This window comes from Frigoribacterium sp. AC759, assembly GCF_979256015.1.
Genome location: NZ_CEEDMT010000001.1, coordinates 64,836 through 83,724 on the forward strand (window position 1 = coordinate 64,836; position 18,889 = coordinate 83,724).

Consider the following 18,889-nt stretch of genomic DNA (forward strand, 5'->3'; position numbering starts at 1 on the left):
TCATAGGGAGCGCGGGGGGAGACCCGTCCGTCCACCTGGCCCTAGGATCGCGTCATGGGGGAGACGGCGTTGGTGACGGGTGCGAGCGGGTTCCTCGGCGGGCACGTCGTGCGGGACCTCCGCGCGCACGGGTGGCGGGTCGTCGCAGCGGGTCGCCGAGCCGACGCGCTGCCCCCGGGCGGCCCCGTCTTCGTGGGCGACCTCGACGACCTCGGGCGGGCCGACGTGCCCGCCGACGTGGTCGTGCACTGCGCCGCGCTGTCGTCGCCGTGGGGTCGCTGGTCCGAGTTCGAGCACGCCAACGTCGAGGGCACCGCCCGGGTGCTCGACTACGCCCGTCGCGTCGGTGCTCGCCGCATCGTCCACGTGTCGTCCCCGGGCATCTACGCCGCACCGCGGGACCGGGTCGGCATCCGCGAGCACGAGGTCGACCCGCGTCGCCCCATGAACCACTACATCCGCTCGAAGCTGCAGGCCGAGGCCCTCCTGCAGGAGGCGGTGGCCGGGTCGGACGCACCCGAGGTCGTCGTGCTCCGCCCGCGTGGCATCGTCGGGCCCGGCGATCCGAGTCTCGTGCCGCGCCTCCTGCGGGTCCACTCCCGGGTCGGGGTGCCCCTGCTGCGCGGCGGTCGGGGGCTCGTCGATCTCACGTCGGTCGAGAACGTGGCGCTCGCCGTGCGGCTCGCGGCGACCGAGCCCCGCGCGGCCGGCGAGGTCTTCAACATCACCAACGGAGACCCGCGCCCGTTCGGCGAGCTGCTCGAGCAGCTGCTGACCGGGCTCGGGCTGCCGCTCCGGCCCCGGCGGGTCCCGGCGCGTGCCGCCTACGCGCTCGCCGGTCTGCTCGAGGTCGTCTGCGGCGCCCTGCCCGGGCGGCCGGAGCCCCCGATGACGCGCTACACGATCACCACCATCGCGCACTCGCAGACGCTCGACATCTCGAAGGCCCGAGAGCTGCTCGGCTACGAACCCGTGGTGTCGCTCGACGAGAGTCTCGCGGGCTACGCGGGCGATCGCGGCGCCCGTGTCTGACCGGGCGGCCTCGTCGCGCCTCGAGTGCTTCGCCTGCGGCGACACCTCGCACGACGTCGGCCAGCTGGTGCGCGGTCACCGCCGCGAGCGCCGGGTGTTCCCGTCGGGCGCCTTCCTCTGGACGTCGGGCGACCGGCGGGTGCTCTTCGACACGGGTTACGCCGCCCTGCCCTGGCGCGCCGGCGCCGCCGCGTGGGCCTACCGCCGTCTGCTTCCGCCCCGGGTGCCCCCGGGGGCGACGATCGCCGAGCAGATCGACCCCGCCGAGGTGACCCACGTGGTGCTCTCGCACCTGCACCCCGACCACCTCGGGGGTCTCGGGGCGTTCCCCGGTGCGACCGTGGTGCTCGGCGAGGGTCTGCGACGGACGCTCGCGGCGCCCCGACTGCGCGACGGCGTGCTGCGGCGCCTGCTGCCGTCGTGGTGGCCCGACGCCCGGCTGCTGGTCGTCTCCGACTTCGAGACCGGGCCGCACGGGCTGCGGACGCACGATCTGTTCGGCGACGGGTCGTACGAGCTCGTCGACCTCCCGGGTCACGCCGACGGGCACCTCGGGGCCCTGGTCGAGCAGCGGGTGCTGCTCGCCGGCGACGCCGCCTGGGGGCGCGACCTGCTCGGGCAGGAGCCTCGGATGCGCCGCCTGCCCCGCCTGGTCGCGCACGATCTCGACGCCCAGGCCGCGACCGCCGCCCGGCTGCTCGCCGCCGAACGGGGCGGGGTGCGCCTCCTGTTCAGTCACGACCGGCATCCGCTCGGGGTCGACCTGCTCGCCCCGCACGAGCCGCGAGACCCGAGCGAGTCGCCCGACCCGCACGCTCCGTACGACCGACGAGGTGCCGAGTGATGCCCGTGAAGACCCTCAGGATCGCCGGCTGGGGCACGTGGCTGCCCGACCGCGTCGTCCGCTTCGGCACCCAGACCCGCTACCGGATCGACGACGACGTCTCGCAGCTCGACATGCTGCAGACGGCGGCCGAGCGCGCGCTCGCGAGCGCCGGTCTCGCGCCCGACGACCTCGACTGCGTGATCGCGGCCTGCGCGGCCGGGGTCCAGCCGATCCCGTGCACGGCGGCGCTCGTGATGGAGCGGGTCGCGCCGGGCGCCCGGGCGGCGGCGTTCGACGTCAACTCGACGTGCACGAGCTTCATCACCGCGCTCGACGTCGCCTCGCGGTACCTCGCCGACGGCGACCACGAGCACGTGCTGGTCGTCTCGGGCGACGTCGGCAGCCGGTTCCTCGACCCGTCCCAGCGCGAGAGTCACGAGCTGTTCTCCGACGCCGCCGCCGCGGTCGTGCTGACCCGGGGCGACCACCCGGGGCAGGGGGTCCTCGCGACCCTGCAGCAGACCTGGCCCGCGCACGCCCACGACACCGAGCTGCGCGGCGGTCTCTCGCGGCACCCCTCGAGCGCTTACGCCGGCGGGGATCCGGCCGACTACCTCTTCGACATGGACGGCCGGCGGGCGCTCCGCGGCATGCTGACCGTGCTGCCCGGGTTCTTCGAGCGCTTCTGGGAGCGCTCCGGGCTCACCATCGACGACGTCGACCTCGTCGTGCCGCACCAGGCCAGCGGGGCCCTCGGCATCGCGATGCGCCGACTCGGAATGCCCGTCGGCTCATTCGTCGACGCGGTCGCCGAGTACGGGAACATGGTCTCCGCCTCGGTGCCGTACACGTTGGCGCGCTGCCTCGACGACGGTCGGGTCGGACCGGGCGACACCGTGGTGCTCTGCGGCACCGCCGCCGGGTTGACGGCGAACGCGCTGGCCCTGCGGCTGTAGCGTCCGGGTCGCCGGGCGACGGATGCCGGCCGACCCGCGCCTCCTGAGCCGAGGAGGCGCGGTGTCACTTCCAGCTGGGGATCCAGTAGTGGATGCGGATGAACTCCCAGTCGGCCAGCTGGGCCGTCCACAGCGGGTAGAAGAAGACGGTCGCGGCCACGGCGGCCACGAGCACGATGGCCGTCACGGCGATGCCGCTGCGCCGGCGGTCGATGTGATCGGTGCGCCGCCCGAGGATGATGCCGAGCACGGCGGCGAGCCCGAGCACGAGGTAGGGCTCGAACGCGATCGTGTAGAACTGGAAGACCGTGCGGTCGGAGAAGGCCAGCCAGGGCAGGTAGCCGGCCGCGACGCCGACGAGGATCGCCCCGTAGCGCCACTCGCGATGGCGGACGACCCGGTAGACCAGGTAGAGACAGGCCGCCACGGCCGCGTACCAGATGACCGGGTTCGCCACCGAGGTGATCGCCTCGCCGCAGCGCGCGACCTCGCAGCCGCCCTGACCCTGGTCGAACCCCTGGTAGTACATGCTCGTCGGCCGCAGCATCAGCAGCCAGGTGAACGGGTTCGCCTGGTACGAGTGCGGGGTGGCGAGCCCGACGTTGAAGGCGTAGACGCCGGCCTCGTAGTGCCAGAAGTTCTGCACCACGTCGGGGACCCATGCGAGCGCGCCCGTCCAGCGCTGCCCGCCCTCCTCGACCCAGCTGCGGTAGTAGCCGCCGCCGGTGACGAACCAGCCCGTCCAGGTGGCGACGTACGCGACGAGGGCGATCGGCACCGTGAGGAGGAAGCTCACGGGGGTCTGCTTCCACAGGGTGCCCGTCAGCCAGAACTCGACCCCCGCACGTCGGCGGGCCAGCACGTCGACGACCACGGTGTAGACGGCGAAGACGGCCAGGAAGTACAGGCCGTTCCACTTGACGCCCGTCGCGAGACCGCAGAGCAGCCCGGCGGCCAGCAGCCACGGACGCGACCAGATCGCCGGGCCCCAGGCGAGATCGTGACCGGCGCCGCGCCTCCTCGTCACCCAGTCGTCGAGTCGGCGCGACGTCCACCGCCGGTCGAGCAGCACCGCTCCAAAGGCCAGCAGGCCGAAGAACATCACGAAGTTGTCGAGCAGCGACACCCGCGACATGACGATCGCGTGCCCGTCGATGGCGAGCAGGAACCCGGCGAGGGTGCCGACGAGGGTCGAGCGCAGCAGGAGCGAGCCGATCACGGCGACGAGCGCGACGGCGAGGATCCCGACGACGGCCGTGCTGAGCCGCCAGCCCGCCGGGTCGTCCGGGCCGAGCGCCGCCATGCCCAGGCTGATCAGCCATTTGCCGAGCGGCGGGTGCGCCACGAACGACGGGTCGGTCGTGAAGCCGTCGGCGCCGCCCGCGGCGAACGTCGCGTCGTAGTCGGCGGGCCAGGCGGCCTCGTAGCCGAGGTTGTGCAGCGTCCACGCGTCTTTGACGTAGTAGGTCTCGTCGAAGACCAGCGAGCCGGGCCGGCCGAGGTGCCAGAGCCGCAGCACCGCCGCGAGCAGGGTGACGGCGATCGGGCCGCCCCACGCCCAGGCCCGCCGACGCGCGGGGGTCGAGAGCAGGCGACCCCACCAGGCGTCGAGGCGGGTCATCGCGGGCCGGCCCTGGTGCGTAGACGAGTCGGCGTGAGCCGGCGTGGGGGAGTCGACCCGCGCCTCCTCGGCGTCCCGACCGTCGACCCGTGCCTCGACCCGTGCGTCGACCCGTGCCTCGACGAGCGCGTCGGAGGCGCGCTCGGGCGGGGTCGTCATCGGGCCATCGTAATGAGCGACGGGGCTCCCGGGGGACAATGGTCGGGTGATCGTGCTCGCCGCCACCCCCATCGGAAACCTCGGCGACGCCTCGCGACGCCTCATCGAGACGCTGTCGAACGCCGAGGTGGTCGCTGCAGAGGACACCCGCACGGCGATCCACCTGATGCGAGCCCTCGGCGTCGAGAACCGCCCGCGGCTGATCGCCCTGCACGAGCACAACGAACGCGAGAAGGCGGGCGAGGTCGTCGAACTCGCCCGCACCGCCGACGTCGTCGTGCTGACCGACGCCGGCATGCCCGCGATCAGCGACCCCGGGTTCCCCCTCGTCGAGGCCGCCGCCGCCGCGGGCGTCACCGTCACGGCGATCCCCGGCCCGTCGGCCGTGCTCACCGCGCTCGCCGTCTCGGGCCTGCCCACCGACCGGTTCAGCTTCGAGGGGTTCCTGCCCCGCAAGCAGGGCGACCGCCTGCGGGTGCTCGGTGCGCTCGCCGACGAGCGCCGCACGATGGTCTTCTTCGAATCGCCCCACCGTCTCACCGACTCGCTCGCCGATCTCGCCACCGCGATGGGCGCCGACCGTCGCGCCGTGGTCTGCCGCGAGCTGACGAAGATGCACGAGGAGGTGCGGCGCGGCACCGCCGCCGAACTCGCCTCCTGGGCCGCCGACGGTGTGCGCGGCGAGATCTGCATCGTCGTCGAGGGGGCGCCCGAGCGCGTCGTGGACCTCGCGGCCGGGCTGGCGCAGGTGCAGGCGCTCGTCGCCGACGGCGTCCGCCTGAAAGAGGCCACCACCGACGTCGCGGCGGCCACGGGTCTCTCTCGCCGCGACCTGTACCAGGCCGCGCTCGCCGCCCGCCCGCCGCGCCCCGCGCCCGGTGCCGTCCCCGGGCCCGATCGCCCGTAGGCGGCCCCGCTCGCTCGCTCGCCGCCCCGCCCGCTCGCCGCCCGCTCGCCGCCCTGCCCGCTCGCCGCCCGCGCGCGGTCCTGGCACGGTTCGGCGGGTTCCCGTCATCGGTGGCGGGTCAGCGCTGACCCGCCGCTGGTGACACGAACCCGCCGCACCGACTCCGCGCACTCATCAACCTCGATCCACGCGTGGCGCGCGAGTGCCCTGCATCATCGACTCGAAGGCGGCCCGTCGCCAGACCCGGTCCCAGGTGGGGCGGCGGAAGTCGAAACCCTGCTCTCGGAGATCGTCTTCACGCTGCTTCTCCCTCCACAGCTCGTCTCCGGTCAGGAGTCCGGCCACGGGACCGTACTTGAACCGGCCGTCCGCCTCCACGACGAGTCGCTGGTCGTCGAAGAGGCAGTCGACGAAGGCGTTTCCGCCACGGAGGAGGGGCAGTCTCACCTGCTGTCTCGGTCGCACCCAGCCGCCTTCGAAGAGCCGGACTTGGAGAATCGACTCGAGGGGAGACTCCGACAGCGGGGTCGCCAGGTCGAGTCCTGCCCCTGCGCGCCGCGCCGAAGGGTGCGTTCGTCGTGGTGCCCACTCGTCCCGCAACTCGTCGAGCGTGCAGCTCGCCGTGTGGAGCGAATGATCGAGCATCGGAACCGCCACCACCAGAGGGCTCGTGAGAGCGACGTCGATGAGTGTGCGGGGCAGGGTCGTCACCTGGATGCCCATGATCTCGACCGTCGCGGGAAGGGCACCCGAACGATGGGCCCGGATGGACGCCTCCGATCTGCCGCCGCTCACGTCGGACCGGAGACTGTCGACGCGGGGCGGCAGCCCGCCGACGATCGGGAGGCCGTGCAGCAGAGCCGCCGTCAGATGACTCACCACCAGAGGTCTGGGTCGGGTGAGCGCGACTCCCCGGGTGCGGACCACCGCTCGCCCTCGGTCGTCGAGGAGGTTCCAGTCGTCCATCTCGACGAAGACGGCGGGTGCGATCCGGGCGAGACGACCGGACTCGACGAGGCGGTGCTGCGCGTTCCGATCGCAACCGCGTCTCGTGAGCTGTGCGGTCGTCAGGAGGGTTGTCGTGGCCGGGTCCATCACGGCACCGTGCCGCGCGCCGCCGATGACAGGAACCCGCCGAACCCCTTTCACGCGCGAGCACGCGAGCACGCGAGCGCACCGAGCCCGCGGCCCGAACCGGCCCCGACCCCCGCGCGGGGGTGCAAGCTCGAAGCACGGCGCGTCTGCACGGGGCGTGCGCGGCAGAGCGAGGAGTACGGCATGAAGGCGGTCCGGTTCGAGAACTACGGCGACATCGACGAGCTGAGGGTCGTCGAGATCGCGAAGCCGCAGGCCGGCCCCGGGCAGGTCGTCGTCGCCGTGAAGGCCGCCGGGCTGAACCCCGGTGAGGCGGCGATCCGGGCGGGTCTGCTGCACGACGTGTTCCCGGCGGCGTTCCCGTCGGGGCAGGGGACCGACTTCGCCGGCATCGTCGACGAGGTCGGCGAGGGCGTCGACGAGTGGTCGCCGGGTGACGAGGTCGTCGGCTGGGCGACCAGGTCGTCGCACGCCGAGTTCGTCGTCGTGCCGAGCGATCAGCTGGTGCGGAAGCCGGACGGCATCGGGTGGGAGACGGCCGGCAGCATCAGCGTCACGGGCCCCACGGCGTTCGCCGCGCTGCGGGCCGTGCAGGCCACCGAGGGCGACACGATCGCCGTCTCGGCAGCAGCCGGCGGCGTCGGCGTGCTCGTCTCGCAGCTGGCCGTGCTCGGCGGTCTCACCGTGATCGGCACGGCGAGCGAGCAGAACCACGACTTCCTCCGCAGTCTCGGCGTCATCCCCGTCGAGTACGGCGAGGGCGTCGTCGAGCGGATCCGCGCGGCCGCGCCGGACGGCGTCGACGCGTTCATCGACTGCTACGGGCACGGGAACGTCGAGTACGCGCTCGAGCTCGGGGTCGCGCCCCAGCGGATCGACACGATCGCCGACTTCGACGCGGTCGAGCGGCACGGGGTGAAGGCCGAGGGCAGCGCCCAGGCCACGACGCAGGCGGTGCTGACCGAGCTGCTGGGGCTGATCTCCGAGGCGAAGATCACGGTGCCCATCGACGGCGTCTTCCCGATCGACGAGGTGAGGAGCGCCTATCGCGACCTGGAGGACGGCCACGCCCGGGGCAAGTACGTGCTCGGCATGGACGTCGTCGAGTACCCGGGCGAGCGCGAGGGCGAGCGGGCCGGGACGGACGAGGGGTCCGACCAGGCGACCTGATCGATCGGCCGACCCGCGCCTCCCCGGCTTCGACGACCGGAGCCGAGGAGGCGCGGGTCGCGTCGCGCCGTCGGTGCCCGCACCTAAGATGGTCCCCATGCCCGCCGGCGACTCCTTCTTCATCGCAACGCCCATCTTCTACGTCAACGACGTGCCGCACATCGGTCACGCGTACACCGAGGTCGCAGCCGACGTGCTCGCCCGGTGGCACCGGCAGCGGGGTGACGACGCCTGGCTGCTGACGGGCACGGACGAGCACGGTCAGAAGATCCTCCGCACGGCCACCAGCAACGGCGTGACCCCTCAGGAGTGGGCCGACAAGCTCGTCACCGAATCCTGGAAGCCCCTCCTCCAGACCGTCGACATCCGCAACGACGACTTCATCCGCACCACCGACGCGCGGCACGAGAAGGGCGTCCAGACCTTCCTGCAGAAGCTCCACGACGACGGCTTCATCTACCAGGGCGAGTTCGAGGGCTTCTACTGCGTCGGCTGCGAAGAGTACAAGCAGCCCGGCGACCTCGTCGACGGCACCGGTCCGTTCGAGGGTCAGCAGGTCTGCGCGATCCACTCGAAGCCGGTCGAGCTGCTCCAAGAGAGCAACTACTTCTTCCGCATGAGCGACTTCGAGCAGCGTCTGCTCGACCTCTACGAGCAGCAGCCCGACTTCGTGCAGCCCGACACGGTCCGCAACGAGATCGTGCAGTTCGTCAAGCAGGGTCTCCGCGACCTCTCGATCTCGCGGCAGAGCTTCGACTGGGGCGTCAAGGTCCCGTGGGACGAGAAGCACGTCGTCTACGTCTGGTTCGACGCGCTGCTGAACTACATCACCGCGATCGGCTACGGCGTCGACGACGACGAGTTCGATCGCCGCTGGCCGGCCGTCCAGCTGGTCGGCAAGGACATCGCGCGGTTCCACGCCGTCATCTGGCCCGCCATGCTCATGGCGGCAGGTCTGCCCGTGCCGAAGAACGTCTTCGGTCACGGCTGGCTGCTGGTCGGCGGCGAGAAGATGTCGAAGTCGAAGCTGACGGGCATCGCCCCGCAGCAGATCACGGACGTCTTCGGCTCCGACGCGTTCCGCTACTACTTCATGCGCGCCATCACCTTCGGGCAAGACGGCAACTTCAGCTGGGAGGACATCTCGGCCCGGTACCAGGCCGAGCTGGCGAACGGCTTCGGCAACCTCGCGTCTCGCGTCGTGGCCATGATCACGCGTTACTTCGACGGCACGGTCCCGCTCGCGGGCGAGCCGACCGAAGCCGACCTGGTCGTCCGCGAGACCGAGGTCCGCGTGACGGCCGCCGCCGACGCGGCGATCGACCGATTCGCGATCAACGAGGCCCTCTCGTCCATCTGGGAGCTCGTCGACACCCTCAACGGCTACATCACCGAGCAGGAGCCCTGGGCGCTGGCCAAAGACGAGACGAAGCGCGAGCGGCTCGCGACGGTGCTGGCCACCTCGCTGCGCGGTCTCGGCACCCTCACCGTGCTGCTGTCGTCGTTCATCCCCACCGCCACGACCACGCTGTGGCAGAGCATCGGCCAGGGCGAGCTGACCAGTCAGCCCGTCGACCGCGCACCCGAGTGGTCGAGCGCACCCGAGGTGCAGCCGCTCGCCGCCGGGCTGTTCCCGCGCATCGAGCAGCCGGAGCCCGCGAAGTGAGCGGCCAGGGCGCCGACCCCGCGGGCGAGGCGACGCCGATGCACGTCCGGCACCGCGCCTCCACCGAGTCCGGCGGCAAGAAGCGCGACCTCAGCTACCCGGCGCCTCCCAATCCACTCGTCGTGCCGGTGTACGACAACCACACGCATCTCGAGATCGCCGACGGCCAGGGCGAGCCCGGGGCCGGCGGCGGCCCCCTCGACTACCGGGAGCACCTCGACCGTGCGTCGGCGGTCGGCATCCGCGGTGTCGTGCAGGTCGGCACCGACGTCGAGACCTCACGATGGTCGGCCGAGATCGCGGCCCGCGAACCGCGCGTGCTCGCCGCGGTCGCCCTGCATCCGAACGAGGCCCCGCGCCTCGCCGCCGAGGGTGGCCTCGACGAGGCGCTGACCGTCATCGACGAGCTCGCCGCACGACCCCGGGTCCGTGCCATCGGCGAGACCGGGCTCGACTTCTTCCGCACCGGGCCCGAGGGTCGGGCCGCCCAGCTCGACTCGTTCCGGGCGCACATCGAGATCGCCAAGCGTCACGGTCTCGCCCTGCAGATCCACGACCGCGACGCGCACGACGACGTCGTCGACCTGCTGCTCGAGGTGGGCGCCCCCGAGCGCACGGTCTTCCACTGCTTCAGCGGCGGAACCGAGCTCGCGAGCATCCTCACCGAGAACGGCTGGTACGCGTCGTTCTCCGGCACGGTGACCTTCTCGAACGCGCAGCCGCTCCGCGACGCGCTCGTCCAGCTGCCGCGGCACCTGCTGCTGGTCGAGACCGACGCCCCCTACCTCACCCCGGTGCCCTACCGGGGTCGACCGAACGCGCCGTACCTGGTGCCGTTCACCCTCCGCTCGATGGCCGAGACCATCGGCACCGACGTGTCGATGCTCGCCGCACAGATCTCGTCGAACACCGAGCTGGTCTACGGCACCTGGGACAGCGAACCGATCACGGTCGACGCCTGATGGCACGGGCGACCCTCCTGGGCCCTGCCGAGATCCGCGATCTCGCCGAGATGCTCGGCATCCAGCCGACCAAGAAGCTCGGTCAGAACTTCGTCCACGACGCCAACACCGTCCGGCGCATCGTCACCGCGTCGGGCGTCTCGGCCGGCACGTCGGTCGTCGAGATCGGCCCCGGTCTCGGCTCGCTCACCCTCGGTCTGCTCGAGGCGGGCAGCTCGGTCGTCGCGGTCGAGATCGACAAGCGTCTCGCCGCCCAGCTGCCGCAGACCGTCGGCATGCTGCAACCGGCGGCCGACCTCACCGTCATCGTCGACGACGCCATGCGCGTCACGACCCTGCCGGTCGCACCGACCCACCTCGTCGCGAACCTGCCCTACAACATCAGCGTGCCGGTGCTGCTGCACTTCCTCGAGCACTTCGACAGCCTGCAGCACGGTCTCGTCATGGTGCAGTCCGAGGTCGGTCTGCGCCTGGCCGCCGAGCCCGGCTCGAAGATCTACGGCTCGCCGAGCATCAAGGCCGCCTGGTACGGCGAGTTCCGAGCGGCGGGGCAGGTGAGCCGGCAGGTGTTCTGGCCCGTGCCCAACGTCGACAGCATCCTGGTCGCGTTCGACCGGCGCGCCCCCCGTGGCTCCGAGACCGAGCGCCTCGCGGTGTTCGCGCTCGTCGACGCGGCCTTCCAGCAGCGCCGCAAGATGATGCGGCAGTCGCTGTCGTCCCTCTACGGGTCGTCCGCCGCGGCGACCGAGACCCTCGAGCGGGCCGGCATCGCGCCGACCATCCGCGGCGAGCAGCTCACCGTCGACGACTTCCTGGCCATCGCCCGGGCGAGCGACGTCGAGCTGCTGGCCACGTCGCGGGTCGCCGCCGACTGATCCCATGACGCGTCGCACCGACCCGCCGGCACGACCCGGGCGGTCGGCGCCGTCGGGGCGGTCCGCACGACCAGGGCGACCGGCGCGATCCGGCCGACCCGCGCCTCCTGCAGGGGCCGACCGGTCCGCCGAGATCAGCGACGCGCGACTCGGGTCGGGCACCGGGCGCAGTGCGGCCGACTGGTTCGCCCTGCTCGACCGGGCCGATGCGGCGCGACTGTCGCACGAGCGCATCGCGCGCCTCCTGATCGACGACCACGAGGTCGCGCCCTGGTGGGCGCAGGTGATCACGGTCCGCTACGAGCAGGGGCGCGGGCTGCCGTCGCCCGGGCTGCAGCCCGACGGCTCGTACGCGGTCGCGATCGGGCGGAGCCTCCACGGCGAGCCCCTCGAGCTGCTCGAGCTGCTGGTCGATCGGCTCGCCGGCTACGTCGAGGGCGTGCAGGCGACGGTCGTGCGCTCCGCGACCCGGCCGAGCGCCGAGTGGACGCTGTCGAACGGCGACGTGCTCACCGTGGCGGTGTCGCCGTCGACCGGCGGCAAGTGCTCGGTGGCCGTCACGCAGGCCCGTCTACGGCTGCCCGAACGCGTGCAGCCCGTCCGCGAGGGTCTGGCCCGGGCGCTCGGCGTCATGGTCGATCGCCAGAACTGACTAGGTTGGTGTCATGACGACCGAGGCCGCTCCGACCGTGGTCCACACGCGGGCCCCCGGCAAGATCAACGTGTTCCTCGCCGTCGGCGATCTGCAAGACGACGGGTACCACGAACTCGCCACCGCCTACCAGGCCGTGTCGCTCTACGAAGACGTCCGGGCGCGTCGCGCCGACACCTTCTCGGTGACCGTCACGGGCGGCCCCGCGGTCGACGTGACGGGGGTGCCGACCGACGGCAGCAACCTCGCGATCCGCGCCGCGCGCCTCCTCGCCGCCACCACCGGCTACCGCGGCGGCGTCGATCTGCGCATCGACAAGAACGTCCCGGTCGCCGGTGGCATGGGCGGCGGGTCGGCCGACGCGGCCGCGACGCTCCTCGCCTGCGACACGCTCTGGGGCACCGGCGTCGGCCGAGACGACCTGCTGCACCTCGCGGCCGAGCTCGGCGCCGACGTGCCCTTCGCCTTCGCCGGCGGCACGGCCATCGGCACCGGTCGCGGTGACGAGCTCAGCCCGGCCCTGGCCAAGGGCACCTTCCAGTGGGTGCTCGCCCTCGCCGACTTCGGGCTCTCGACGCCGACGGTCTACCGCGAGCTCGACGAGCACCGCAAGCGGCACTCGGGCGACATCTCGCCCGTCCGCCGCCCGGTCGTCGACGCCGGGGTGCTGCAGGCGCTCCGGGCGGGCGACGCCGGCATGCTCGCCGAGTCGATGCACAACGATCTGCAGGCACCGGCCCTGCACCTCGAGCCCGGTCTGGCCGAGGTGCTCGAGCTCGGCGAGGGCAACGGGGCGCTGGCGGGTCTCGTGTCGGGCTCGGGCCCGACCGTGGCGTTCCTCGCCCCCGACCTCGACGGCGCCCTCGAACTGCAGCTCGCCCTCACCTCGGCGCGACTCTCGGTCGTCCGCGCGACGGGGCCCGTGCACGGCGCCCGGGTGGTCTCCGACTAGAGAGCGCCGGCGACGACGCCCGCGTCAGGCCCTGTCGCCCGCCCGGCGACGACGCCCGCGTCAGCGCTCGTAGCGCAGCACGTTCGTGCGCGTCAGGTTCCACTCCTGGTCGAGTCGGAACCCCTTCGACGCCAGCTGCTCGGTGACGCGGGGCCGCCAGTCCTGGCGGTCGCTCGTGATCAGCCAGACGACGTCGAGGTCGTCGGTGCGGTCGAGCACGTCGCCGAGGGGGTGCTGGACCTCCCACAGGCCGTCGGTCTCGGCGCCCGGCGTCTCGAGGGTGAAGTCGGACATGCCGGCGAATGCGTCGGGGTAGGTGTCCTGGATGATGCGCGACGTCGCCTTCGGATGGCGTCGCACGGGCCCGAAGACGAGCCCCTCCTCGGTGCCGGCCGGCTCGTCGGCGCGCTCTCTCGCGACGAGGGCGGCGACCTGGTTCCAGGCGGAGCGGTCCTTCGCCTCGGGCTGCCGCTGCTCGACGTAGGTGGGCGCGGTCAACCCGACGGCGACGAGCAGCACGAGGGCGATCACGCGCCTCCAGGGGATCGCGGCGACTGCGACCGCCATCGTCATCGCGATGGCGGGCGTGCCGAACGTCAGGTACCGGGGCGAGTAGAGGGGGCTTCCGACGAGCGAGACGACGACCAGACCGGCCGTCGGCACGATCATCCAGGGCAGCACGACCTCCGCGAACCCGCGGGCGGCGGGCACCAGCCGCAGCGACAGCACGACGATGCTCGCGCCCGCGCAGAGCAGGCCGAAGATCGCGAAGCTCTCGTTCTGGTAGAACCACTGCGTCACGAGCACCGATCGGAGCGTGCCGAACGTGGGCCGCTCGATCCAGCTGATCTGGTCGTTCTGCGATGCGATGAACCAGGCCAGCGGCAGGCTGGCGAGCCCCGCGACGGCCGCGCCGACGAACCAGCCGAGCAGGGCGCGACGCGACGAGCGCACGGTCGGCCGCGCGCCTCCTTCAGGGTCGTGCACGACGGCGACGGCCCCGGTGCGGGCCCACTCGTCGACCCTGTCCCGCCGGAGGCGCTGGTCGTGCCGGTCGCGGAGCACCCGCACCAGCATGGTCACCGCGTGCCCGACCACGAGCAGCGCCAGGTACAGGAAGAACGCGGCCGAGACGACGGCGAGGGCGGCGTAGGCCACCCACCAGCCGACGACGGAGCGGTGCGTGCGGGCTGCTCCCGATTCGGCGGTGCGGCGGGCCGCCACGACGAGCACGAGGGTCAGCGCGACCGCGAGCATCGCCGACAGGGCGTACGAGCGGCCCTCGCCGCCCATCCAGGTGACTCGGGGCAGCAGGCAGAACAGCAGGCCGGCGACGATCGAGGTGCGCCGGTCGACGAGGATGCGCGTGAGGGCCACGGTGAGCCCCGCGGCGACGCCCGTCACGATCGCGCTCGGCACCCGCAGCGCGACGGGGGAGTACGGGAACACGTCGAACCAGAGATGCATGGCGGCGTAGTAGGCGGCGTGCACCAGGTCTACCGTCTGGATCATCGCCCAGAGCTGACTCCACGTGCGGGTCGCCGAGACGACCGTCGCGGCCTCGTCGTACCAGACCGACGGCACCCAGAGGAACGCCCCCGAGACGATCGCGCCGAGCAGCCCGATCAGCACCGCGTCGGTGTGGCGGCGGTGGAGGAGGCCCCGGGCGGCGGGCCGCGCCGAGGTTACAGTAGACGACGCGTGGTCCGCACGTCGTGTCTGGAGGTCTGCCATGTCGTCTCTGCCCCCTCTCGTCTCGGTGCCTGGTTCGTCGACCGGAGCGGCTGCGTCCGATTCGCTCGAGGTGTCGGACCGCTACTCGCGGAGCGTCCGACTGCCGGGGTTCGGCCTCGATGCGCAGAGCCGACTGCTGGCAGCGCGGGTGCTCGTGGTGGGAGCCGGGGGACTCGGCGCACCGGTCATCGAGTATCTCGCAGCCTCCGGTGTCGGAACGCTGGGAATCGTCGACGACGACGTCGTCGACCTGTCGAACCTACAACGTCAGGTGCTGTTCCGCCCCGACCAGGTGGGGGTGCCGAAGGCCCGTGCGGCGGCCGAGTGGGTGCGCTCGTCGGCACCCGACGTGCGCGTCGTCGTGCACCCCGTGCGCCTCGGCGCCGACAGCGCCGCGCTGCTCGACGACTACGACCTCGTCGTCGACGGCAGCGACTCGTTCGACACCTGCTACGTCGTCGCCGACGAGGCCGCCGCGCGCGGGCTGCCCGTGGTGTGGGGCAGCGTCAACCGGTTCGACGGGCAGCTCAGCGTCTTCTGGGACGATGCGCCCGATGGCCGCGCGGTCGACTACCGCGACCTGCATCCGGCACCTCCCGCCGCCGGCTGGGACGAGTCGTGCGCCGACGTCGGGGTCCTCGGCCCGCTCTGCGGCACCGTCGGCACGGCCATGGCCACCGAGGCGGTCAAGCTGCTCACGGGCGTGGGCGAGCCCCTGCTCGGGCGCGTGGTGACCATCGACGCGCTCGACGCGACCTGGCGCGAGAGCAGGCTGGCACGGGCGCCGTATCGGGCCGAGGCGCGGGCCACGGCGAACGGGCTGCGCCGCGCCTCCTCGGCCCCCGCGTCCGTTCCCGACTCCGCTTCGGAGGCGAGCACCGCCCCCGACTCCGCCGCTGTCGCCGTCGGCAACTCAGGCGCAGAGGCCGCTGAGCGGAGACCCGCCCGCTCAGAGGTCGCCGCACCTGAGTTGTCGACGATGCTGCAGGCGAGGGAGGCGGGCGGCGCCGACTTCACGCTGCTCGACGTGCGCGAGGTCGACGAGCACGCCTTCGCCCACATCGACGGCGACGTGCAGGCCCCCGGGTACGGCACTCGCACCCGTCAGCGACCCGAGCTGGACCGCTCGGTGCCGGTGGTCGTCTACTGCGCCCGCGGCCCCCGGGCACGCTCCGCCGCCGAGCTGCTCGCGCGCGACGGGTTCGACGTCACCGTGCTGCACGGCGGCATGCTGGGTTGGCAGCTGGCGCAGCAGGGCGCCACCGCCGGCTGAGACGGCGGGGTCGAGAGGCGCGGAGCCGCGCCGAGCCGAGGGGCGTCAGCCTCCGGCGAAGGGCGGCATGACGTCGATCACGGCACCGTCGACGACGAGCTGCTCGCGGTCGCGCGTGGTGATCCCGTCGACCAGGAACGAGCAGCGCAGCATGACATCGCGGAAGTCCGCCGCCGACATCCCCTCGACGGGGCGCACCTCGGTCAGCAGTCGACCGATGGTGGGGCGCTCGCCGGTCGGCACGGCGATGCGCTGCTCGTCACGTCCGACGGCGGCGCGCGCCGCAGCGAAGAACCGCAGCGTCGCGGTCGTCGGCTCGGCAGCCCGATCCGCGGCACCTGATGCGCCCGCGGCACCCGAGACGCCAGCCAGCCCCGGGGCGCCAGCCGGCCCTGACGAACCCGAGCGTCCCGTGTCGTCGGTCAGTGTCGTCATGTCAGCCTCCGATGGCGCTCATGGTGCGGGCGGGTTGCACGAAGTCGGGGTCGTCGATGCCGTGACCCTTGGGCTTGGCCCACATCGCGGCCCGCCAGGCGTCGGCCAGGTCGTCGTCCGAGCCGCCGGCGCGCAGGAGATCGCGCAGTCCGGTCTCGCCCTCGCTGAACAGGCAGCTGCGGATCCCGCCCTCGGCCGTCATGCGGGTGCGGCGGCAGTCGGCGCAGAACGGTTCGCTGACCGAGGCGATGATGCCCACCCGGCCGTGCAGTCCGGCGTCGGCGTCGCGCCCGACCGCGTCGAACAGCTCGGCCGGGGCGCCGTCGCGCTCGACGTCGGCGGGGCGCAGGTCGAACCGGGTCGCGAGGAGCGAGTGGATGTCGCGCGAGGTCACGAAGGAGGCGCGGTCCCAGCTGCGGTCGGCGTCGAGGGGCATCTGCTCGATGAAGCGCAGCTCGTGGCCGCCGCGCAGAGACCAGGCGAGCAGCTCGGGCGCCTCGTGGTCGTTGACCCCGGGCAGCAGCACGGCGTTGATCTTGACCGGGGTGAGCCCGGCCGCGGCCGCGGCGTCGACACCGGCCAGCACCTTGTCGAGGAACGGCCTGCGCGAGACCTTCATGAACGTCTCGGCGTGCAGCGAGTCGAGCGAGACGTTGACGCGGTCGAGACCGGCGTCGGCGAGGGCCTGCGCGCGGTGGGCGAGACCGATGGCGTTGGTGGTCAGCGAGACCTCGGGTCGTGGCTCGAGGGCGGCCACGCGCCGCACGATGTCGATCAGGTCGGCACGCAGCAGCGGCTCGCCGCCGGTGAACCGCACCTGGCGGATCCCGAGGAGGCGCACCCCGATGTCGACCAGCCGCACGATCTCGTCCGCATCGAGCGCCTGTTCGCGGGGCAGGTTCGGCAGGCCGTCGGCGGGCATGCAGTACGTGCACCGCAGATTGCACTTGTCGGTCAGCGAGACGCGGAGGTCGGTGGCGCTGCGTCCGAACCGGTCGAGCAGCCAGGGCGCCGTCTCGGCGGACGGCCGGGGCACCGGGGGGAGGGTGTCACGAGCCCGACCGGGCATCGTGGGCAGTCCGAGTGAGACGGTCATCTGTCGAGGTTAAGCCCCGTCGCCGGGATCCGCGCCCAGGGAGCAGCCTCCGCACCCGACGGGCGTCGTCCGCGAGACCGTCCAGCAGCCGATCGGCGAACCCCGGCCGGGCGCGCCAGAGCGACACGAGGAGGATGACCAGCACCGCCGTGGCGAGCGACGACCGCTGCAGAGCCAGCCCCGGTTCGAACTGCCGCACGAGCAGCGCCACGGGGATCGCCAGCCACTCCCACCGGCCGGTCATGGCCACGAACGGCACGAGCAGCAGGGCGTACCAGGGGTACCGCGGGCTGACGGCGACGAGGGTGACCCCGATCATGACGAGCTGCCCGAGCCAGGGGTCGTCGGGGTCGGTCTTGAGCCAGACGAGCAGACCGGTGACGCCGACGACGAGCGCGACGACCGGTGTGGCCCAGGCGTCGGGCACCCAGGCGGACACGAGGGCGAACCGGCTGCCGTCCTCGTAGCCCTCCTCCGTGAGGTAGCCGGGCAGATAGCCGAGAACGGCCAGGCCGGTCGACACGACGTAGGGCACGTAGAGCACCGCGAAGGTGACGACGGCGCCCACGATCACCTTGTGCGGCTGGCGGCGGAGCAGCGCCGGCGCCGCGATCACGGGGATGAGCTTGGTGGCGATGGCCGCCCCGAGGGCGATCCCGCCCCGCCATCGACGCCGCGTCGAGACGAGCAGCGACGCGGCGAGCACGAGCACCCCGCCGAGCAGATCGACGTGCGAGTTCGTGACCCCCTCGCTGTACACGAGCGGACACCAGCCCCAGAGGGCGGCCCACCGGGGGTCGAGCCCACGGCGACGGAGCGCCACGAGCAGGGCTGCGGTGGTGGCCAGCACCATGACCAGGCCGAGCACCTGCAGCGGCGCGAACTCGGCGTCGGGCCCCACGACCGCCCGCACGGCCCAGAAGTACAGCTCGGCGGTGGGCGGGTAGATCGTGGGCACGTCGGGTCGGTTGATGGCCGTGCAGACGACGTCGCCCGTCTCCGTGTCGTAGCCGCGGTGGATCTGCCGGGTCTCCTGTCCGCAGCGGAGCCCGATCGTGCCGTCGTCGCGGGTGAACTCGGCGGCGGGCGGGAAGATCCACTCGGGGCGGAGGTCGCGCAGCTCGCCGGCCTCGGGCGTGTACTCGTACGGCGACACCCCGTCCGCCTGCACGATGCCGTCCCAGGCGTAGCGCGCGGGGTCGGTGCTCGTGTTGGGCGGGCTCAGCAGCGACGCGCCGCCGACGACCGCCGCGCCGATCAGCACGAGCGCGGTGACGGCCCGCGCGGGCACGCGACGCAGCAGCACGAGGGCGACGGCGAAGAGCAGCCAGCAGATCGTCGTCCAGTAGACGAAGTCGTCTCGCGTCTCCTTCGCGACGAATCCGAGGGTCAGCAGCCCCCAACCCACGGCGACGGCCAAACCGCCGACGGCCACCGCCGCGAATAGAGTACGCACGAGACCCAGTCTGTCGGACGCC

At 72.7% G+C, this 18,889-nt stretch carries 17 protein-coding genes; 11 read left to right on the forward strand and 6 right to left on the reverse strand.

Annotation, left to right across the window (positions count from 1 at the left end):
* Positions 1-54 precede the first annotated feature (54 nt).
* From ACZ6JE_RS00280 to ACZ6JE_RS00290, 3 genes are read left to right on the forward strand one after another with little or no spacing between them, the layout of a single operon-like run.
* On the forward strand, positions 55-1,032 hold the full coding sequence (locus ACZ6JE_RS00280; protein ID WP_320478576.1) for an NAD-dependent epimerase/dehydratase family protein: 978 nt from the start codon (positions 55-57) through the stop codon (positions 1,030-1,032).
* Positions 1,025-1,876 carry an MBL fold metallo-hydrolase gene (locus ACZ6JE_RS00285; RefSeq protein ID WP_464317896.1) on the forward strand — a complete coding sequence of 284 codons (852 nt, stop codon included), beginning with the start codon at positions 1,025-1,027 and terminating at the stop codon, positions 1,874-1,876. Before ACZ6JE_RS00280 ends, ACZ6JE_RS00285 begins: the two co-directional genes overlap by 8 nt.
* The gene (locus ACZ6JE_RS00290) at positions 1,876-2,814 is read left to right on the forward strand and encodes a 3-oxoacyl-ACP synthase III family protein (RefSeq protein ID WP_464317897.1); all 939 of its coding nucleotides are present in this window, start codon (positions 1,876-1,878) and stop codon (positions 2,812-2,814) included. The genes ACZ6JE_RS00285 and ACZ6JE_RS00290 overlap by 1 nt, the downstream gene beginning before the upstream one ends.
* Positions 2,815-2,878: 64 nt before the next feature.
* Here the strand turns inward: ACZ6JE_RS00290 and ACZ6JE_RS00295 are convergent, their stop codons facing one another.
* Positions 2,879-4,594, reverse strand: coding sequence for a dolichyl-phosphate-mannose--protein mannosyltransferase (locus tag ACZ6JE_RS00295; RefSeq protein WP_464317898.1), 1,716 nt, complete (start codon positions 4,592-4,594; stop codon positions 2,879-2,881).
* Positions 4,595-4,640: 46 nt separating this feature from the next.
* Between ACZ6JE_RS00295 and rsmI the strand changes: the two genes are divergently transcribed.
* Positions 4,641-5,501, forward strand: a complete 861-nt coding sequence (gene rsmI, locus ACZ6JE_RS00300) for a 16S rRNA (cytidine(1402)-2'-O)-methyltransferase (protein WP_320478580.1) — start codon at positions 4,641-4,643, stop codon at positions 5,499-5,501.
* Positions 5,502-5,675: 174 nt separating this feature from the next.
* On the opposite strand, the gene ACZ6JE_RS00305 is transcribed toward rsmI, so the two are convergent.
* A complete protein-coding gene (locus tag ACZ6JE_RS00305; protein ID WP_464317899.1) occupies positions 5,676-6,596 on the reverse strand; it encodes a hypothetical protein in 921 nt (306 codons plus the stop codon).
* 183 nt (positions 6,597-6,779) lie between these two features.
* Between ACZ6JE_RS00305 and ACZ6JE_RS00310 the strand changes: the two genes are divergently transcribed.
* The 6 genes from ACZ6JE_RS00310 to ACZ6JE_RS00335 all read left to right on the forward strand — a co-directional run bounded on the left by ACZ6JE_RS00310 (position 6,780) and on the right by ACZ6JE_RS00335 (position 12,873).
* A complete protein-coding gene (locus tag ACZ6JE_RS00310; RefSeq protein ID WP_464317900.1) occupies positions 6,780-7,766 on the forward strand; it encodes an NADP-dependent oxidoreductase in 987 nt (328 codons plus the stop codon).
* 97 nt (positions 7,767-7,863) lie between these two features.
* Complete coding sequence (metG, locus tag ACZ6JE_RS00315; protein WP_464317901.1) at positions 7,864-9,432, forward strand: methionine--tRNA ligase; 1,569 nt, start codon at positions 7,864-7,866, stop codon at positions 9,430-9,432.
* 38 nt (positions 9,433-9,470) lie between these two features.
* Positions 9,471-10,394, forward strand: coding sequence for a TatD family hydrolase (locus ACZ6JE_RS00320; protein WP_320477103.1), 924 nt, complete (start codon positions 9,471-9,473; stop codon positions 10,392-10,394).
* On the forward strand, positions 10,394-11,269 hold the full coding sequence (gene rsmA, locus ACZ6JE_RS00325) for a 16S rRNA (adenine(1518)-N(6)/adenine(1519)-N(6))-dimethyltransferase RsmA (RefSeq protein ID WP_320477068.1): 876 nt from the start codon (positions 10,394-10,396) through the stop codon (positions 11,267-11,269). Before ACZ6JE_RS00320 ends, rsmA begins: the two co-directional genes overlap by 1 nt.
* Positions 11,270-11,273: 4 nt before the next feature.
* A complete protein-coding gene (locus tag ACZ6JE_RS00330) occupies positions 11,274-11,921 on the forward strand; it encodes a hypothetical protein (protein WP_320477067.1) in 648 nt (215 codons plus the stop codon).
* 13 nt (positions 11,922-11,934) lie between these two features.
* The gene (locus ACZ6JE_RS00335) at positions 11,935-12,873 is read left to right on the forward strand and encodes a 4-(cytidine 5'-diphospho)-2-C-methyl-D-erythritol kinase (protein WP_192059526.1); all 939 of its coding nucleotides are present in this window, start codon (positions 11,935-11,937) and stop codon (positions 12,871-12,873) included.
* Positions 12,874-12,933: 60 nt separating this feature from the next.
* Here ACZ6JE_RS00335 and ACZ6JE_RS00340 read toward each other — a convergent pair whose 3' ends face one another.
* Positions 12,934-14,607, reverse strand: a complete 1,674-nt coding sequence (locus ACZ6JE_RS00340; protein WP_464317902.1) for a glycosyltransferase family 39 protein — start codon at positions 14,605-14,607, stop codon at positions 12,934-12,936.
* Here ACZ6JE_RS00340 and ACZ6JE_RS00345 point away from each other — a divergent pair.
* Positions 14,606-15,880, forward strand: a complete 1,275-nt coding sequence (locus tag ACZ6JE_RS00345; RefSeq protein WP_464317903.1) for a ThiF family adenylyltransferase — start codon at positions 14,606-14,608, stop codon at positions 15,878-15,880. The two genes, ACZ6JE_RS00340 and ACZ6JE_RS00345, sit on opposite strands and share 2 nt — an antisense overlap.
* Positions 15,881-15,925: 45 nt before the next feature.
* Here the strand turns inward: ACZ6JE_RS00345 and ACZ6JE_RS00350 are convergent, their stop codons facing one another.
* The 3 genes from ACZ6JE_RS00350 to ACZ6JE_RS00360 are packed head-to-tail and all read right to left on the reverse strand — an operon-like array spanning position 15,926 to position 18,867.
* A complete protein-coding gene (locus tag ACZ6JE_RS00350; RefSeq protein WP_464317904.1) occupies positions 15,926-16,315 on the reverse strand; it encodes a hypothetical protein in 390 nt (129 codons plus the stop codon).
* Position 16,316: 1 nt separating this feature from the next.
* Complete coding sequence (moaA, locus tag ACZ6JE_RS00355) at positions 16,317-17,411, reverse strand: GTP 3',8-cyclase MoaA (RefSeq protein ID WP_192059532.1); 1,095 nt, start codon at positions 17,409-17,411, stop codon at positions 16,317-16,319.
* Positions 17,365-18,867, reverse strand: a complete 1,503-nt coding sequence (locus ACZ6JE_RS00360; protein ID WP_464317905.1) for a glycosyltransferase 87 family protein — start codon at positions 18,865-18,867, stop codon at positions 17,365-17,367. The genes moaA and ACZ6JE_RS00360 overlap by 47 nt, the downstream gene beginning before the upstream one ends.
* Between the last annotated feature and the right edge of the window lie 22 nt (positions 18,868-18,889).

Coding starts and splice junctions, on each gene's coding strand:
- ACZ6JE_RS00330 (WP_320477067.1), top strand. CDS start 11,274: ATGACGCGTCGCACCGACCCGCCGGCACGACCCGGGCGGTCGGCGCCG.
- ACZ6JE_RS00280 (WP_320478576.1), top strand. CDS start 55: ATGGGGGAGACGGCGTTGGTGACGGGTGCGAGCGGGTTCCTCGGCGGG.
- ACZ6JE_RS00295 (WP_464317898.1), bottom strand. CDS start 4,594: ATGACGACCCCGCCCGAGCGCGCCTCCGACGCGCTCGTCGAGGCACGG.
- ACZ6JE_RS00310 (WP_464317900.1), top strand. CDS start 6,780: ATGAAGGCGGTCCGGTTCGAGAACTACGGCGACATCGACGAGCTGAGG.
- rsmA (WP_320477068.1), top strand. CDS start 10,394: ATGGCACGGGCGACCCTCCTGGGCCCTGCCGAGATCCGCGATCTCGCC.
- ACZ6JE_RS00305 (WP_464317899.1), bottom strand. CDS start 6,596: ATGGACCCGGCCACGACAACCCTCCTGACGACCGCACAGCTCACGAGA.
- ACZ6JE_RS00350 (WP_464317904.1), bottom strand. CDS start 16,315: ATGACGACACTGACCGACGACACGGGACGCTCGGGTTCGTCAGGGCCG.
- ACZ6JE_RS00320 (WP_320477103.1), top strand. CDS start 9,471: ATGCACGTCCGGCACCGCGCCTCCACCGAGTCCGGCGGCAAGAAGCGC.
- ACZ6JE_RS00335 (WP_192059526.1), top strand. CDS start 11,935: ATGACGACCGAGGCCGCTCCGACCGTGGTCCACACGCGGGCCCCCGGC.
- ACZ6JE_RS00290 (WP_464317897.1), top strand. CDS start 1,876: ATGCCCGTGAAGACCCTCAGGATCGCCGGCTGGGGCACGTGGCTGCCC.
- ACZ6JE_RS00340 (WP_464317902.1), bottom strand. CDS start 14,607: ATGGCAGACCTCCAGACACGACGTGCGGACCACGCGTCGTCTACTGTA.
- moaA (WP_192059532.1), bottom strand. CDS start 17,411: ATGACCGTCTCACTCGGACTGCCCACGATGCCCGGTCGGGCTCGTGAC.
- ACZ6JE_RS00345 (WP_464317903.1), top strand. CDS start 14,606: ATGTCGTCTCTGCCCCCTCTCGTCTCGGTGCCTGGTTCGTCGACCGGA.
- metG (WP_464317901.1), top strand. CDS start 7,864: ATGCCCGCCGGCGACTCCTTCTTCATCGCAACGCCCATCTTCTACGTC.